At 73.7% G+C, this 15,074-nt stretch carries 12 protein-coding genes; 8 read left to right on the top strand and 4 right to left on the bottom strand.

Features of this window, described 5'->3' with window-relative positions; genetic code table 11:
- Positions 1–73: 73 nt before the first annotated feature.
- The 5 genes from HOP40_RS33570 (at position 74) to HOP40_RS33550 (ending at position 6,973) form a co-directional block, all read left to right on the top strand.
- A complete protein-coding gene (locus HOP40_RS33570) occupies positions 74–1,549 on the top strand; it encodes an aldehyde dehydrogenase family protein (protein ID WP_172167182.1) in 1,476 nt (491 codons plus the stop codon).
- Entirely contained in the window at positions 1,546–3,069 is a 1,524-nt protein-coding gene (locus tag HOP40_RS33565; RefSeq protein WP_172167180.1) for an APC family permease, read from the top strand. Before HOP40_RS33570 ends, HOP40_RS33565 begins: the two co-directional genes overlap by 4 nt.
- Positions 3,070–3,142: 73 nt before the next feature.
- A complete protein-coding gene (locus HOP40_RS33560; RefSeq protein WP_172167178.1) occupies positions 3,143–4,690 on the top strand; it encodes a GMC family oxidoreductase in 1,548 nt (515 codons plus the stop codon).
- Entirely contained in the window at positions 4,683–5,135 is a 453-nt protein-coding gene (locus HOP40_RS33555; RefSeq protein WP_172167176.1) for a DUF6992 family protein, read from the top strand. Before HOP40_RS33560 ends, HOP40_RS33555 begins: the two co-directional genes overlap by 8 nt.
- Complete coding sequence (locus HOP40_RS33550) at positions 5,132–6,973, top strand: putative nucleotidyltransferase substrate binding domain-containing protein (protein WP_172167174.1); 1,842 nt, start codon at positions 5,132–5,134, stop codon at positions 6,971–6,973. Before HOP40_RS33555 ends, HOP40_RS33550 begins: the two co-directional genes overlap by 4 nt.
- Here HOP40_RS33550 and HOP40_RS33545 read toward each other — a convergent pair.
- Complete coding sequence (locus tag HOP40_RS33545; protein ID WP_240157414.1) at positions 6,876–7,454, bottom strand: MarR family winged helix-turn-helix transcriptional regulator; 579 nt, start codon at positions 7,452–7,454, stop codon at positions 6,876–6,878. The two genes, HOP40_RS33550 and HOP40_RS33545, sit on opposite strands and share 98 nt — an antisense overlap.
- A gap of 99 nt (positions 7,455–7,553) precedes the next feature.
- Here HOP40_RS33545 and HOP40_RS33540 point away from each other — a divergent pair, with 99 nt between their 5' ends.
- On the top strand, positions 7,554–8,198 hold the full coding sequence (locus HOP40_RS33540) for an FMN-dependent NADH-azoreductase (protein ID WP_172167170.1): 645 nt from the start codon (positions 7,554–7,556) through the stop codon (positions 8,196–8,198).
- A 4-nt stretch (positions 8,199–8,202) separates the two neighbouring features.
- On the opposite strand, the gene HOP40_RS33535 is transcribed toward HOP40_RS33540, so the two are convergent.
- Positions 8,203–9,042 carry a crotonase/enoyl-CoA hydratase family protein gene (locus HOP40_RS33535; RefSeq protein ID WP_172167168.1) on the bottom strand — a complete coding sequence of 280 codons (840 nt, stop codon included), beginning with the start codon at positions 9,040–9,042 and terminating at the stop codon, positions 8,203–8,205.
- A gap of 272 nt (positions 9,043–9,314) precedes the next feature.
- Between HOP40_RS33535 and HOP40_RS33530 the strand changes: the two genes are divergently transcribed.
- Both HOP40_RS33530 and HOP40_RS33525 read left to right on the top strand, forming a co-directional pair.
- Entirely contained in the window at positions 9,315–9,992 is a 678-nt protein-coding gene (locus HOP40_RS33530; protein ID WP_172167166.1) for a GNAT family N-acetyltransferase, read from the top strand.
- Positions 9,993–10,022: 30 nt separating this feature from the next.
- Complete coding sequence (locus HOP40_RS33525; RefSeq protein ID WP_172167164.1) at positions 10,023–11,240, top strand: MFS transporter; 1,218 nt, start codon at positions 10,023–10,025, stop codon at positions 11,238–11,240.
- Between the two features lie 253 nt (positions 11,241–11,493).
- Here HOP40_RS33525 and icmF read toward each other — a convergent pair whose 3' ends face one another.
- Both icmF and HOP40_RS33515 read right to left on the bottom strand, forming a co-directional pair.
- Positions 11,494–14,688 carry a fused isobutyryl-CoA mutase/GTPase IcmF gene (gene icmF / locus HOP40_RS33520; RefSeq protein WP_172169720.1) on the bottom strand — a complete coding sequence of 1,065 codons (3,195 nt, stop codon included), beginning with the start codon at positions 14,686–14,688 and terminating at the stop codon, positions 11,494–11,496.
- 111 nt (positions 14,689–14,799) lie between these two features.
- A complete protein-coding gene (locus HOP40_RS33515) occupies positions 14,800–15,033 on the bottom strand; it encodes a hypothetical protein (RefSeq protein WP_172167162.1) in 234 nt (77 codons plus the stop codon).
- Positions 15,034–15,074 lie beyond the last annotated feature (41 nt).

The raw sequence follows: 15,074 nt of genomic DNA, 5'->3' as shown, positions 1-15,074 counted from the left end.
CTCATGGCGAAACTATAAGCGTCAATTGGAGCGCAGTGCTTGACGTGGCGCGTCCGGCGAGGACGATCAACGCGTGCCGAGCCTGCATATCGATGGGACGTGGACCGCCGGATCCGGCGGCACCGACGACGTGATCAACCCGTTCGACGGATCGGTGGTCGAGACCGTCGACCAGGCCGGCCCCGACGACGTGGCGGCCGCGGTGGCCGCCGCCCGCGTGGCCTTCGACACGGGCCCGTGGCGCACGACGCCCGCCCCCGAGCGCGCCGCGCTGCTGCGCCGGATCGCCGACCTGCTCGTGCGTGACAAGGAGTCGATCGCGCACACCGAGACCCTCGACACCGGCAAGACGATCGTCGAGAGCCGCATCGACGTCGACGACGTTACCGCCGTGTTCCGCTACTACGCCGACCTCGCCGACAAGGAGGCCGGGCGCGTCGTCGACGTCGGGAAGGCGCACGTGCTCTCGCGCGTCGTGCACGAGCCGGTCGGCGTCTGCGTCCTGATCACGCCGTGGAACTACCCGCTGCTGCAGCTGTCGTGGAAGCTCGCGCCCGCGCTGGCCGCCGGCAACACGTGCGTGATCAAGCCCAGCGAGGTCACGCCGCTCACGAGCGTGCTGCTGGTGCGGCTGTGCGAGGAGGCCGGGGTGCCGCCCGGCGTCGTCAACATCCTGCTGGGCGGCGGGCGCGACGTCGGCGCCCCGCTCACCGAGCACCCGGCCGTCGACATGGTCAGCTTCACGGGCGGCCTGCTCACCGGACAGGCGATCATCCGGGCGAGCGCGGCCACCGTGAAGCGGGTGGCGGTGGAGCTGGGCGGCAAGAACCCCAACATCGTCTTCGCCGACACCCCGGTCGACCTCGCCGCCGACTGGGCGCTCACCGCGGTCTTCCTGCACGCCGGGCAGGTGTGCTCGGCGGGGGCGCGGCTGATCGTCGAGGAGTCGCTGCACGACGAGCTCGTCGCCGAGATCGGGCGGCGCGCCGAGCTGATCCGGCTGGGCAGCGGGCTGGTCGACGGCACCGAGTCGGGGCCGCTGGTGTCGGCCGCGCAGCGGGACAAGATCGAGCGGTTCGTGGCCGACGCGCTGGCCGACGGCGCCCGGCTCGTCGCGGGCGGGAAGCGGCCCGACGACCCAGCGCTGCAGGACGGCTTCTTCTACCGGCCCACCGTGCTCGCCGACGTCACCCGCGAGATGCGCGTGATCCGCGAGGAGACGTTCGGCCCGATCCTCACCGTCGAGACCTTCCGCACCGAGGCCGAGGCGATCGCGCTGGGCAACGACACCGAGTACGGCCTCGCGGGCGCGGTCTGGACCGCCGACATGGCGCGCGCGCACCGCGTCGCCGGGGCCCTGCGCCACGGCACGGTGTGGATCAACGACTACCACCCCTACGTCCCCGCGGCGGAGTGGGGCGGGATGAAGTCCTCCGGCAACGGCCGGGAGCTGGGACCGACCGGACTGGCCGAGTACCAGGAGCACAAGCACGTCTGGCACAACACCGCGCCGGAACTCGCCGGCTGGTTCACCGGAGGTCAGGGATGAGTACGACGGAGAACAGGCCTTCGGACGACGGGATGGCCGACTTCGGCTACTCCCAGTCCCTGGACCGCAGCATCGGGAAGTTCGCCAGCTTCGCGGCCGGGATCAGCTACATCTCGATCCTCACCGGCACGTTCCAGCTCTTCTACTTCGGCTACGCCTTCGGCGGGCCGGCGTACTGGTGGAGCTGGCCGCTGGTGTTCGCGGGCCAGATCATGGTGGCGCTGTGCTTCGCGGAGCTGGCCGGGCGCTACCCGGTGGCCGGGTCGGTCTACAACTGGTCGAAGCGGCTCGCGAGCCCGATGACGGCGTGGCTGGCCGGCTGGATGATGTTCACCGCGTCGGTGGTGACGCTGACGGCCGTGGTGCTCGCCTACCAGGGCACCCTGCCGCTGATCTGGGACGGCTTCCAGCTCGTCGGCGACGGCACCGGGGAGACCGACTTCGCCGTGTCCGCCGTGATCTGGGGGGCGATCCTGGTCGCGTTCACCACCACGATCAACGCGCTCGGCGTGAAGCTCATGGCCCGGATCAACAGCGCCGGGGTGTTCATCGAGCTGATCGCGGCCGTGCTGCTCGTCGTCCTGCTCGCGGTGAACATCGTGAACCCGCCGACGGTGCTGTTCGACACCCAGGGGCTGGGCGAGGGCACCGACCTCGGCTACTTCGGGGCGTTCCTCGTGGCCGCGCTGGCCAGCGCGTACGTCATGTACGGCTTCGACACCGCCAGCTCGCTGGGCGAGGAGACCGTAGACCCGCGGCGCACCGCGCCCACGGCGATCCTGCGCGCCGTCATCGCCTCGTTCGTCATCGGCGGGCTGATCCTGCTGTTCGCGATCCTCGCCGCGCCCGACCTGAGCGCCCCGGAGATCAGCGAGGTCGGCGGCCTGCAGTTCATCGTGCTCACCGTGCTCGGCGGGCCGCTCGGCATCGCGCTGCTGATCAGCATCGTCATCGCGGTCACGGTCTGCGCGCTGGCCGTGCACACCGCCGCGATCCGGCTGATGTTCGCGATGGCCCGCGACAACGCGCTGCCCGCCGGGGCCCGGCTCGCGAAGATCGACCCCAAGCGCAAGACGCCGGTGGTGCCCGCGGTGCTGATCGGCGTGGCGGCGGTGCTCATCCTCGTGGTGAACATCGGCAGCCCGCAGATCTTCACGGCCGTCACGAGCGTCGCGATCATCATGATCTACATCGCCTACCTGCTGGTCACGGTGCCGATGCTGCGCAAGCGGCTGAAGGGCGAGTGGCCCGGGCCCGGCGCGGGCACCGACGGCTACTTCTCGCTGGGCCGCTGGGGCCTGCCCGTCAACATCATCGCCGTCGTCTGGGGCACCGGGATGGCGATCAACCTGGCCTGGCCGCGCGAGGACGTCTACGGCGCCGGGGTGCTCAGCTTCATCGCGCCGATCTTCATCGGGGCCGTCATCCTGATCGGGCTGGCCTGGTACCTGGCCCGCGGCCGGCACCAGACCGGCACGCTGCCCGAGCACATGGCGAAGAACCTCGAGCAGGCGCCGTGATGCGGCTGCGCCACCCGTGCGTGGCGATCGTGGCCAGGGCCACGATCGCCACGCACGACCACCGGAGGGACGCATGACCGAGCAGTTCGACTACGTCGTCGTCGGCGGGGGGTCCTCGGGCTGCGCGCTGGCCGCGCGGCTGTCCGAGGACCCCGCCGTCACCGTGTGCCTGCTGGAGGCGGGCCCGTCCGACGTCGACGACCCGGCGATCCTCAAGCTGACCGACTGGATGGCGCTGCTCGACTCCGGCTTCGACTGGGACTACCTCGTCGAGCCCCAGGAGCACGGCAACTCCTTCCTGCGCCACGCGCGGGCGAAGGTGCTCGGCGGGTGCTCGTCTCACAACTCGTGCATCGCGTTCTGGACCCCGCGCGAGGACCTCGACGAGTGGGCCGCCCAGGGGTGCGAGGGCTGGACCGCCGATGAGTGCTGGCCGCTGCTGCGCCGCCTGGAGACCAACGACGGCGAGTGGGACGGCCACGGCCGCTCCGGCCCGGTCAACATCCACCACATCGCGCCCGACGACCCGTGCGGCGTCGCGGTGCTGGAGGCCGCGGCGGGCGTCGGGCTGCCCACCGTGAAGTTCAACGAGGGCACGACCGTCACCGAGGGCGCCGGGTTCTTCCAGATCAACCGGTTCCCCGACGGCACGCGGGCGTCGGCGTCGGTGAGCTACCTGCACCCGGTCCTGGACTCGCGGCCCAACCTGTCGGTGATCACGGGGGCGTGGGCGTCGAAGGTGGTCTTCGAGGGCAGGCGCGCCACCGGCGTCGAGTACCAGCAGGACATCGGGCCGGGCCGGCGGACGGTCACCGCGCGGCGCGAGGTCATCCTGTCCACGGGCGCGATCGACACGCCCAAGCTGCTGATGCTCTCGGGCATCGGCCCGGCCGAGCACCTGCGCGAGTTCGGCGTCGACGTGCTCGTCGACGCGCCGGGCGTCGGGTCGAACCTGGACGACCACGTCGAGGGCCTGGTGATGTGGGAGGCCTCGCGGCCGATGGTCACGCGCTCCACGCAGTGGTGGGAGATCGGGCTGTTCACGCGCACCCGCGAGGGGCTGGACCGGCCGGACCTGATGATGCACTACGGGTCGGTGCCCTTCGACCTCAACACGGTGCGCTGGGGCTACCCGACCACCGACAACGGGTTCTGCCTGACGCCCAACGTCACGCGCGGGCGCTCCCGGGGCACGGTGCGGCTGCGCAGCCGCGACTTCCGCGACCGCGCACGGGTCGACCCCCGCTACTTCACCGATCCTCCAGGTCACGACATGGCGGTGATGCTGCACGGGGTCAAGCTCGCGCGGCGCATCGCCGAGCAGCCCGCGCTGAAGGAGTGGATCACCCGCGAGCTGACGCCCGGGCCGGACGCCGTCACCGACGACGACCTGGTCGACTACGTCACCAAGACCCACAACACCGTCTACCACCCGGCGTGCACGGCGAAGATGGGTCCGGCGTCCGACCCGATGGCCGTGGTCGACCCGCAGCTGCGGGTGCGGGGCGTCGAGGGGCTGCGGGTCGCCGACGCGTCGATCCTGCCGTTCCTGCCGGCGATCAACCCCAACATCACCTGCATGATGGTGGGGGAGAAGGCCGCGGACCTGCTCCGTGCCTGACCCGAGGGTGCCCGACCCCTGGGCCCGCCAGCACGCGCTCGCCCGCTCCACCACCGCGTGGGGCGCGGCGAGCGTCGTCGCCGGACTCGGTCTCGCCGCCGCCCGGCGGGGCCCGTTCGTCACGGCGTTCGGGCGGCAGAACGCCGGGTGGGGTGCGGTCGACTTGGCGATCGTGGTGGTGGCCGAGCGGCTGCAGCGCCTCCGGATGGCGCAGCTGCCCGACCCGTACAGCGACGACGCCCTCGCCGCCGAGTCGCGGACGCTGCGGCGGGTGCTGTGGGCCAACGTCGCGCTCGACGCCGCGTACGTCGCGGGCGGCGCGGCGCTGTGGCGGTGGCGCCGCGACCGGCCGGGCGCGGCCGGGGCGAGCGCCGGGATCGTCGTGCAGGGCGCGTTCCTGCTGCTGCACGACGCCCACCACGCGTACTGGTCGGGCCGCCGGTGACGCCGTCCCCCGTCGCACCGGGGGCCGCCGCGGAGTTCCTGGCCGCCCACCCGCCCTTCGACGCCCTCGACGCCGCCGAGCTCGCCGCCCTCGCCGCGCTGGCGGAGGTCGAGGAGCACGCCGCGGGGGCGACCGTGCTCGCGGAGGGGGCGGCGCCGCCCGCGCACCTGCGGGTGGTGCGGACCGGCGCGGTCGAGATCGTCCACGACGGGCGCGTGCTCGACCTGCTCGGTCCGGGGGAGCTGCTCGGGCACGCCCCGATGCTCGCGGGGCTCCCGCTCGGCTTCACCGCCGTGGCCCGTGGTGCGACGACCTGCCTGCGGCTGCCCGGCCCCGCGGTCCGCGACCTCCTCGGGCGCCCCGCCGGGCTCCGGTACGTCACGCGCTCGCTGCTCGCGCCACCGCGCACCGACCTCGGCACCCCGGACCCGGCGCAGCGCCCGGTCGGTGAGCTGCTGCGCGCGCCGCTGTGCACCGCCGAGGAGTCGACGACCGTGCGGGAGGCGGCGCGGCGGATGACCGCGTGCGGGGCGTCGGCGGTGGTCGTGCCGATCGGGCACGGGCGGGTCGGCATCCTCACCGACCGCGACCTGCGGACCGTCGTCGCCGACGGGGTCGACGCCTCGGCCACCCCCCTGCGCGAGGCGATGACCGCGCCCGCGTGGACGGCGGCGGCCGACCGCCTGGGCGGCGAGGTCCTGCTCGACATGCTCGACCGCGGCGTGAGCCACGTCCCCGTCCTCGGCGCGGGCGGGGAGCTGCTGGGCGTGCTGGAGGACGTCGACGTCGTCGCGGCGACGACCCGCAGCAGCGTCGGGCTGCGGACGCGGATCGCGCGGGCCCGGGACGTCGACGAGGTCGTCGCCGCGGCGCGCGAGCTGACCCCGACGATCGTCGCGCTGCACGACGCCCGCGTGGCGCCGGCCGACATCGCCGGCATCACCTCGGTCGTCGCCGACGCGGTGACGCGCCGGCTCATCGAGCTGGCGACGCCCGAGGCGCCCCCGCGGCCGCTGACCTGGCTGGCGCTGGGCAGCCTGGCGCGGCGCGAGGCGGTGCCGTCGTCCGACGTCGACAGCGCCCTGGTCTGGGTCGGCCCCGAGGACGACCCGGTCGCCGCCGCGCACGCCCGCGACCTGGCCGCGCGGGTCATGGCCGGGCTCGCCGCCGCCGGGTTCCGGGCCGACGCGAACGGCGCCGTCGCCACCAACCCGCTCTTCGCCCGCTCCTACGAGGCGTGGGCCGCCGCCGCGCGGAGCTGGCTGCACGACCCGACGCAGGAGAAGGCGCCCATCCTGGTCTCGCTCGTCGTCGACGCGCGGCCGGTGTGGGGCGCCCGGCAGAACCCGGCCGTGCCCGACGTGTTCCGCGACGCCCGCCGCCATCCCGACCTGCTGCGCCTGCTCGGCCGCTACGCCCTCGCGCACCGCCCGCCCACCGGGTTCCTGCGCGACTTCGTCGTCGAGCACAGCGGGCGGCGGCGGGGGCGCCTCGACCTCAAGCGCGGCGGCCTCGTGCCGATCGTCGACCTCGCGCGCTGGGCGGGCATGGCGGCCGGGGTGACCGGGGCGTCGACGCCGGCCCGGCTGCGCGCCGCGGCCGCCGCCGGGACGCTCCCGGCGGCCGCCGCGGCCACGCTGGAGGAGGCGTTCCACCTGGTGCTGGGCCTGCGGCTGGCCCACCAGGTCGACCAGCTGCGCGCCGGGGAGGACCCCGACGACCTCGTGCGGCCCGCCGATCTCAGCGCGGTGACGCGGGCGTCGCTGCGCGAGGCGTTCCGGGCCGTGGCGTCGGTGCAGCGGCGGATCTCCGCGGAGCTCGACCTCGGGATGCGCTGACCGCCGCGTCCTGCGCCTGCATCTCCTCGGCCACCTGGCAGGGGTTCACCGGGGCCGCGCCGAGCGCGATGCGGGCCAGCAGCTCGCGCAGCACGGTGCGCTCCTCCTCGGCCAGCGGCGCCAGGACCCGCTCCTCGGCGCAGCGCAGCCGGCGTTCCAACGTGCAGAGCCGGGCACTCCCGTCGGGGGTGAGCCCGACGCGGCGGGCGCGGCGGTCGGCCGGGTCGGGCCGGCGCTCGACGAGCCCGGCGGCCTCCAGGTCGTCGAGCAGGTAGGTCATCACGGTGCGGTCGACGCCGAGGTGCTGGGCGAGGGCGAGCTGGCTGGACGCCTCGCCGCGCCCCGCGGCGGCCAGCACCTGGTAGCCGCGGGGCCCGCCGGGCACGTCGGCGACGACCTCGTCGATGCCGCGGAGGTAGCTGCGCATCACCGTTCCCAGCGCCCAGCCGAGGTCCGACTCGGGGCGCTCGGGTGTGGTCACCATCGCAGTCTAGCCGGGACGCGCCGGAACAGATTGTCTGTTGCAGCGATCGTCTGCTACACAGAACATCACACGTACCGCGCATCACAGGAGAATCCGATGAGCATGTTCCGCCTCGACAGCAGCATCCGCACCGAGGGCTCCGTGAGCCGCGGGGTCGCCGACACCCTCGAGCGCGCCTACCTCGAGCAGCACCCGAACGCGACGGTCGGGCGCCGCGACCTCGTCGCGGACCCGCTGCCGAACGTCTGGCCGGTCGCCGCGTTCGCCGGGTTCACCCCGGAGGACCAGCGCTCCGACGAGCAGCGCGCTGCGCTCGACCTCACCCGGCAGCTCGCCGACGAGGTGCTCGGTGCCGACGTCGTGGTCATCGCCACGCCGCTCTACAACTTCGGCGTGCCGGCGCACCTCAAGGCGTGGATCGACCTGCTGATCACCGACTCCCGCTTCGGCCCGGGCACGTCCCCGCTGGCCGGGCGCCCGGTCACGCTGGTGATCGCCCGCGGCGGCGGCTACGGCGCCGGCACCCCCCGCGAGGGTTGGGACCACGCCACCCCGTACCTCGTCCGCATCCTCGCCGACGTCTGGGGCGCCGACCTCACCCTCGTCGAGGCCGAGCTGACCCTCGCCCCCGTCACCCCGGCGATGGCCGAGCTCGTGCCGCTGGCCGAGGCCTCGCAGGCGCAGGCCCACGAGCGCGCGTCCGAGGTCGGCAAGGCGCTGGCGGCCCGCACCGCCGCCTGACGTCCTACCGCAGGTCGGGGTCGGCGAACACCGGCGCGCGCCGCTCGAACCGGGCCGTCACGGCCTCGGCCTGGTTCGGGCTGCCGATCAGGGCGCCGATCTCGTCCTGCTCGGCGGCGAAGCCCGTCTCCAGGTCGACGCGGCCGGCGGCATCGAGCAGGCGCTTGGCCGCCCGCACGGCGTGCGGGCTGAGGGCGGCGATCTCGCCGGCCATGGCCAGTGCGGCGGCGAGCGGGTCGTCCTCGACGCGGGTGGCGAGCCCGAGCGCGACGGCCTCGGTGCCGCTCACCCGGCGTCCGGTCAGCGTCAGCTCCTTGGCGACGTCGCGGCCGACCAGCTCGGGCAGCACCTGCGTGCCGGTCATGTCCGGGATCAGCCCCCACTGGATCTCCAGCACCGACAGCACGGCGTCCGGGTGGACCAGGCGGATGTCGGCGCCGAGCGCGATCTGCAGCCCGCCGCCCAGCGCGTTGCCCCGCACCGCGGCGATCACCGGCACCGGGATCCGCGCCCACGCGTGCGCCGCCCGCTGGCCGGTGGCCCGCGCCGGCCCGTCGGCCGGGGGGAGGTCGACCGACGCCGAGAGCCGCTCCCCGTTGCGCATCGCCCGGAACGCGCCGAAGTCGAGGCCCGCGCAGAAGTCGGGGCCCTCGCCGGAGAGCACGACCGCGCGGACGCCGGGCGTCGTGCGCAGGGCCTCGCCGGTGCGGACGATCGCGGCGAACATCGCGGGGTCCAGCGCGTTGCGCTTCTCCGGCCGCGCGAGCCGCACGTCGGCGACGCCGTCGGTGAGGGTGGTCGTGACCCGGGTGGGGTCGACGTCGGGGAAGGCCGTGCCGCTCATCGCGCTCCGTCCGGTCGGGTGAGGCAGCGGGTGCAGGCTAACCCCGCTCCGTCCCCGGGACCCGCCTCCCGGCTCACGTGTGCCCGACACCGACCGCGGTCCTCGCCCGCCCGCCCGCGTTGCCCTGCGCCGCCCTGTGGGTCGTGATCAAGGGCAGATGGTCGCCAGTGGATCACCCGCCGCGACCATCCGCCCTTGATCAGCGGGGTTCACCCCGGCCGGGCCGCCGGTACCCCGGCGACGCCGCCCGCGGGCTGAGCGATGATCGGGGGATGCATCCGCTCGACGACCCGGTGCGCTCCGCGCTCACCGGCACGCACGCCCCCTTCGCCCTGCGCCACGGCTCCGCGCTGCGCTACCCGCCGGAGATGTCGGTCTGGGGCGTGTTCCCCGACGACGCCGACGGCTGGCGCGACGCCGAGGAGTTCGGCGTCGTCGCGACCGCGGGCGACCCGCGCACGGCACCGGCGGGCTGGGAGCGCACGATGCTGATCCCCGGCGTCCAGTACGACGGGTCCGGGATGGTCGTGACCCCGGATCCGGAGGCGGTCGTGCTCGGCCCGGACGACGTGCCCGAGATGCTCGACCTCGTCGAGCGCACCCGGCCCGGCCCGTTCGCCAAGCGCACGATCGAGATGGGCACCTACCTCGGCATCCGGCACGGCGGGGCGCTCGTCGCGATGGCGGGGGAGCGGATGCGGCCGCCGGGCTGGTCGGAGATCAGCGCGGTCTGCACGGCGCCGGAGGCGCGCGGACGCGGGCTGGGGTCGCGGCTGGTGCGGGCGGTCGGGGCGGTGATCCGCGAGCGCGGCGACGTCCCGTTCCTGCACGCCTCCGCGGCCAACACCGGCGCGCTGCGGCTCTACGAGCACCTCGGCTTCACGCTGCGGCGCACCGTCGAGTTCGCCGCCTACGAGCACGTCGCCGGGAGGCCCGTCTCACACCGCTGACGGCGCCCGCGCGACGTAGGGTCGATAGCGATGACAACGACCCTCGCCGCCCCTGTCGGCCACGAACGCGGGACGCCCGGCTACCGCCGGCTCGGCGCGGCGCTGTGGTGCGGCGGCCTGGCGACGTTCGTGCTGGTCTACAGCGTGCAGGGGCTGCTGCCGACGCTGGCCGCGGAGTTCGGCGTGTCGTCGTCGACGTCGAGCCTGGCCCTCTCGGCCACCACCGGCACCCTGGCCCTGGCGATCGTGCCGCTGGCCGCCGTCGCCGAGTCGTGGGGCCGGGCGCGGGTGATGACGTGGGCGCTCGCCGCGTCGGCGGTGCTGGCGCTGCTCGCGCCGCTGTCGCCGACCTTCGCGGTGCTGGTCGGGATCCGGGCGCTGCAGGGCGTCGCGCTCGCCGCCCTGCCGGCCCTGCTCATGGCGCACGTGACGCGCGAGGTGGCGCCGCGCTGGCTCGGCGGCGCGGTCGGCCTGCTCATCGCGGGCAACACCGTCGGCGGGCTGTCCGGGCGGCTGATCGCCGGCACCGTCGCGGAGTTCGGCGGGTGGCGCGCCGGGCTGGCGGCCGTCGGGGTCGTGTCGCTGGCGTGCACGGTCGCGTTCCGGTTGCTGCTGCCGCCGACCGTCGGGGGTCGGGCGCCGCGGATCCGGCTGCGCGACCTGGGCGGCTCGGTGCGCCTGCACCTGCGCGACCCCGGCCTGCGCTGCCTGTTCGGCATCGCGTTCGCGCTGATGGGCACGTTCGTCACCGTCTACAACTTCCTGTCCTTCCGGCTGCTCGACGCGCCGTTCGCACTGCCGGGCGCCCTGGTCGGGCTGGTGTTCCTCGGCTACCTCGTGGGCACCGGCGCGTCGACGACGGCCGGGCGCCTGGGCGACCGCTTCGGTCGCCGCAAGGTCCTCTGGGGCACGGTGCTGATCGCGCTGCTCGGGGCGTGGGTGACGGTGCCCGACGTCCTGCCGCTGGTGCTGGCGGGCGTGCTCCTGCTGACGGTCGGCTTCTTCGGCGCCCACTCCGTGGCCAGCAGCTGGGTGGGCCGCCGCTCGGTGCTGCTGCCGGGCGGCGACCCCAGCCAGGCGTCGTCGCTCTACCTGTTCGCCTACTACGCCGGGTCGAGCGTCGGCGGCCTGCTCGGCGGGGTCGCGTTCGACCTCGCCGGCTGGCCCGGGCTCGTCGGCTACGTCAGCGCGCTGCTGGGCGCGGCACTGGTGCTGGCGGTGCACCTGCGCCACGTCCCCGCGCCCTGAGGCTGCACCTCTCGTGCGGTCACCCGCATCGTGCCGGTGGACACGCCGTCACCGCTGGAGCGCCTGGTGGCCGAGGGGCGGATCCGGCCGAGGTGTCGAGATGGCCGATCACCGACGCTGGTCGCTCCGCCCCTCGTATGACAGTGGAGTGGCTTCACTGCCGCCCAGTGACAGTAAAGCCACTCCACTGTCACTGGGCGGGGCGGGGCGGGGCGGGGCGGGGCGGGCGGGGCGGGCGGGGCGGGGCTGAGGCCTACATGTTGCGCCGGTACTGCCCGCCGACCTCGAAGAACGCCTCGGTGAGCTGACCCAGCGAGCAGACCCGGGCGGCGCGCATGAGCTCGTCGAACACGTTGCCGTCGCCCGTGGCCACGTCCTGGAGGCGGCGGATCGCCTCCTGCGCCTCGGTGCTGTGGCGGCCCTGGAAGTCGGCGAGCCGCTCGAGCTGGCTCTTCTTCTCCGCTTCCGTGGCGCGCATGAGCTCGATCTCGACGGGACCGGCGTCGGGGTCGTCGGGCTTGAGGAACGTGTTGACGCCGATCAGCGGCAGCGTGCCGTCGTGCTTGCGGTGCTCGTAGAGCATCGACTCGTCCTGGATGCGGCCGCGCTGGTAGCCGGTCTCCATCGCGCCGAGCACGCCGCCGCGCTCGGAGATGCGGTCGAACTCGGCGAGCACGGCCTCCTCGACGAGGTCGGTCAGCTCGTCGACGATCGCGGAACCCTGCAGCGGGTTCTCGTTCATCGACAGGCCCCACTCGCGGTTGATGATCAGCTGGATCGCCATCGCCCGGCGCACCGACTCCTCGGTCGGGGTCGTCACCGCCTCGTCGTAGGCGTTGGTGTGCAGCGAGTTCGCGTTGTCGTAGAGCGCGCACAGCGCCTGCAGCGTGGTGCGGATGTCGTTGAAGTTCATCTCCTGCGCGTGCAGCGAGCGCCCGGAGGTCTGCACGTGGTACTTGAGCTTCTGGCTGCGCTCGTTCGCCCCGTACTTCTCCCGCATCGCGACGGCCCAGATCCGTCGCGCGACCCGGCCGATCACCGTGTACTCCGCGTCCATGCCGTTGGAGAAGAAGAACGACAGGTTGGGGGCGAAGTCGTCGATCGACATGCCGCGCGCGAGGTAGCTCTCGACGAAGGTGAAGCCGTTGGAGAGCGTGAACGCGAGCTGGCTGATGGGGTTCGCCCCGGCCTCGGCGATGTGGTAGCCCGAGATCGAGACCGAGTAGAAGTTGCGGACCTTGTGCTCGATGAACCAGGACTGGATGTCGGCCATCATCCGCAGCGAGAACTCCGTGGAGAAGATGCAGGTGTTCTGGCCCTGGTCCTCCTTGAGGATGTCGGCCTGCACCGTGCCGCGGACGTTCGCGAGCGTGAACGCGGTGAGCTCCTCGCGCTCGGCCTCGTCGGGCTCGCGGCCCTCCTCGTCGCGGAAGCGCTGCAGCGTCTGGTCGATCGCGGTGTTGAGGTAGAAGGCGAGGATCGACGGCGCCGGGCCGTTGATCGTCATCGACACCGAGGTGCTGGGCGAGGTGAGGTCGAAGCCGTCGTAGAGGACCTTCATGTCCTCGAGCGTGGCGATCGAGACGCCCGAGGTGCCGACCTTGCCGTAGACGTCGGGGCGGGTGTCGGGGTCGCGGCCGTAGAGGGTGACGGAGTCGAACGCCGTGGACAGGCGCTTGGCGTCGGAGTCGGCGGAGAGGATCTTGAAGCGCCGGTTGGTGCGGAACGGGTCGCCCTCACCGGCGAACATGCGCGCCGGGTCCTCGCCCTCGCGCTTGAACGGGAAGACGCCCGCGGTGAACGGGAAGCGGCCGGGCAGGTTCTCGCGGCGCAGGAAGCGCAGCAGGTCGGCGTCCTCGGTGAGGGCCGGCAGCGCGACGCGGCGGACCTTCGTGCCCGACAGCGTCTCGCGGGTGAGCTGCGTGCGGAGCTCCTTGTCGCGGATCCTCACGACCATCTCGTCGCCCGAGTAGTCCTCGACGACGTGGCGCCAGGTGTCGAGCAGCTCCGCGGCGTCGGCGGGCAGCGCCTTCTCGGCCTTGGCCAGCTCCTCCTCGACGGCCTCGCCGACCAGCTCGCGCGCGGTGCGCAGGTGCTGGCGGACGCGGGCGGCGGCGACGGCCTTCTCGGTGTCGGCGTGGTAGCCGCGCACCGTCTCGGCGATCTCGGAGAGGTAGCGGGTGCGCTGCGGCGGGATCACCGCGGCGTGCTCGGCCGAGGTCTTGCGGTCGGTCCGCGGCAGCCGGCCCTGGACCTCCTCGCCCAGGAGCAGGTCGCGCAGGTGCTGGTAGAGCGCGGTGACGCCGTCGTCGTTGAACGTGGCCGCGGACGTGCCGTAGACCGGCATGTCCTCCCACGTCTTCCCGAACTCCTCGCGGTTGCGCACGAGCTGGCGCCCCACGTCGCGGCGGGCGTCCTCGGCGCCGCGGCGCTCGAACTTGTTGATCGCGACGACGTCGGCGAAGTCGAGCATGTCGATCTTCTCCAGCTGCGACGCGGCGCCGAACTCCGGCGTCATCACGTACAGCGAGCGGTCGACGAGCCCGGCGATGCCGGCGTCGCCCTGGCCGATGCCGGGCGTCTCGACGATCACCAGGTCGAACTCGGCCGCGCGGAGGACGGCGATGGCCTCGGTGAGGTGCTCGGGCAGGCTCGCGTCGGCGCCGCGGGTGGCCATCGAGCGGAAGAAGACCTGCTCGCCGAGGCTGTTCATCCGGATGCGGTCGCCCAGCAGCGCGCCGCCGCCCTTGCGCCGCGTCGGGTCGACGGCGAGCACGGCGATGCGGAGCTTGTCCTCCTGGTCGAGGCGGAAGCGGCGCACGATCTCGTCGGTCAGGCTCGACTTGCCCGAGCCGCCGGTGCCGGTGATGCCCAGGACCGGGACGGGGCGGCGCGGCTCCAGGTCGAGGTCGGCGGGGAGCTTCCCGGCCTCGGCCAGGGTCAGGACGCGGGCGAGCGTGGTGTGGTCGCCGGTGCGCAGCCCGTCGAACGAGTCCGGGGGCGCGGCCGTGAGGTCGACGTCGCACTCGCGGATCATCAGGTTGATCATCCCGGGCAGGCCGAGCTTCTGGCCGTCCTCGGGGGAGAAGATGCGCGCGACGCCGCGGCTGTGCAGCAGCTCGATCTCCGCGGGGACGATGACGCCGCCGCCCCCGCCGTAGACCTTCACGTGCCCGGCGCCGCGCTCGCGCAGCAGCTCGACGAGGTAGGTGAAGTACTCGACGTGCCCGCCCTGGTACGAGCTGATGGCGACGCCCTGGGCGTCCTCCTGGATCGCCGCGGCGACCACCTCGTCGACCGAGCGGTTGTGCCCGAGGTGCACGACCTCGGCCCCCTGCCGCTGCAGGATGCGGCGCATGATGTTGATCGCGGCGTCGTGGCCGTCGAACAGGCTGGCGGCGGTCACGAACCGGACCGGGTTCACGGGCACGTGCAGGTCGGCCATCAGGGTTCCTCTCGGCGGGGCGCGTCGTGGCATTCGTACCGACGGCGCCGACGGATTTAGTCTGACATCCGACTATCGGACGTACAAGCGCCGTGGGAGTGACCCCGCCTGCACCTACGCGGCCGGTTCGAGCTCCGTCTGCTCGGAGGAGACCATCCGGCCCTCGGCGGTGGCGCGCGTCAGGCGCCCGGCCAGCAGACCCGCCACCACCAGGGCCAACCCGGCGACCACGATCGACCCGACCGCGGCCTGGGGTGCGACGAGCACCAGTACGAAGGAGACCCCGGGCCACCAGAGCAGCGCGCGGAGTGGGGCGGGAACCGTCCAGTCGGGTGAATCAGGAGCCACGACAGGTCTCTACCCGATCCCCTCCGGATCCATGCGGACCC

The organism is Pseudonocardia broussonetiae (assembly GCF_013155125.1).
GTDB lineage: Bacteria > Actinomycetota > Actinomycetes > Mycobacteriales > Pseudonocardiaceae > Pseudonocardia > Pseudonocardia broussonetiae.
Note: the sequence above shows the minus strand (reverse complement) of the source record. Positions and strands in the feature narration are given on the sequence as shown.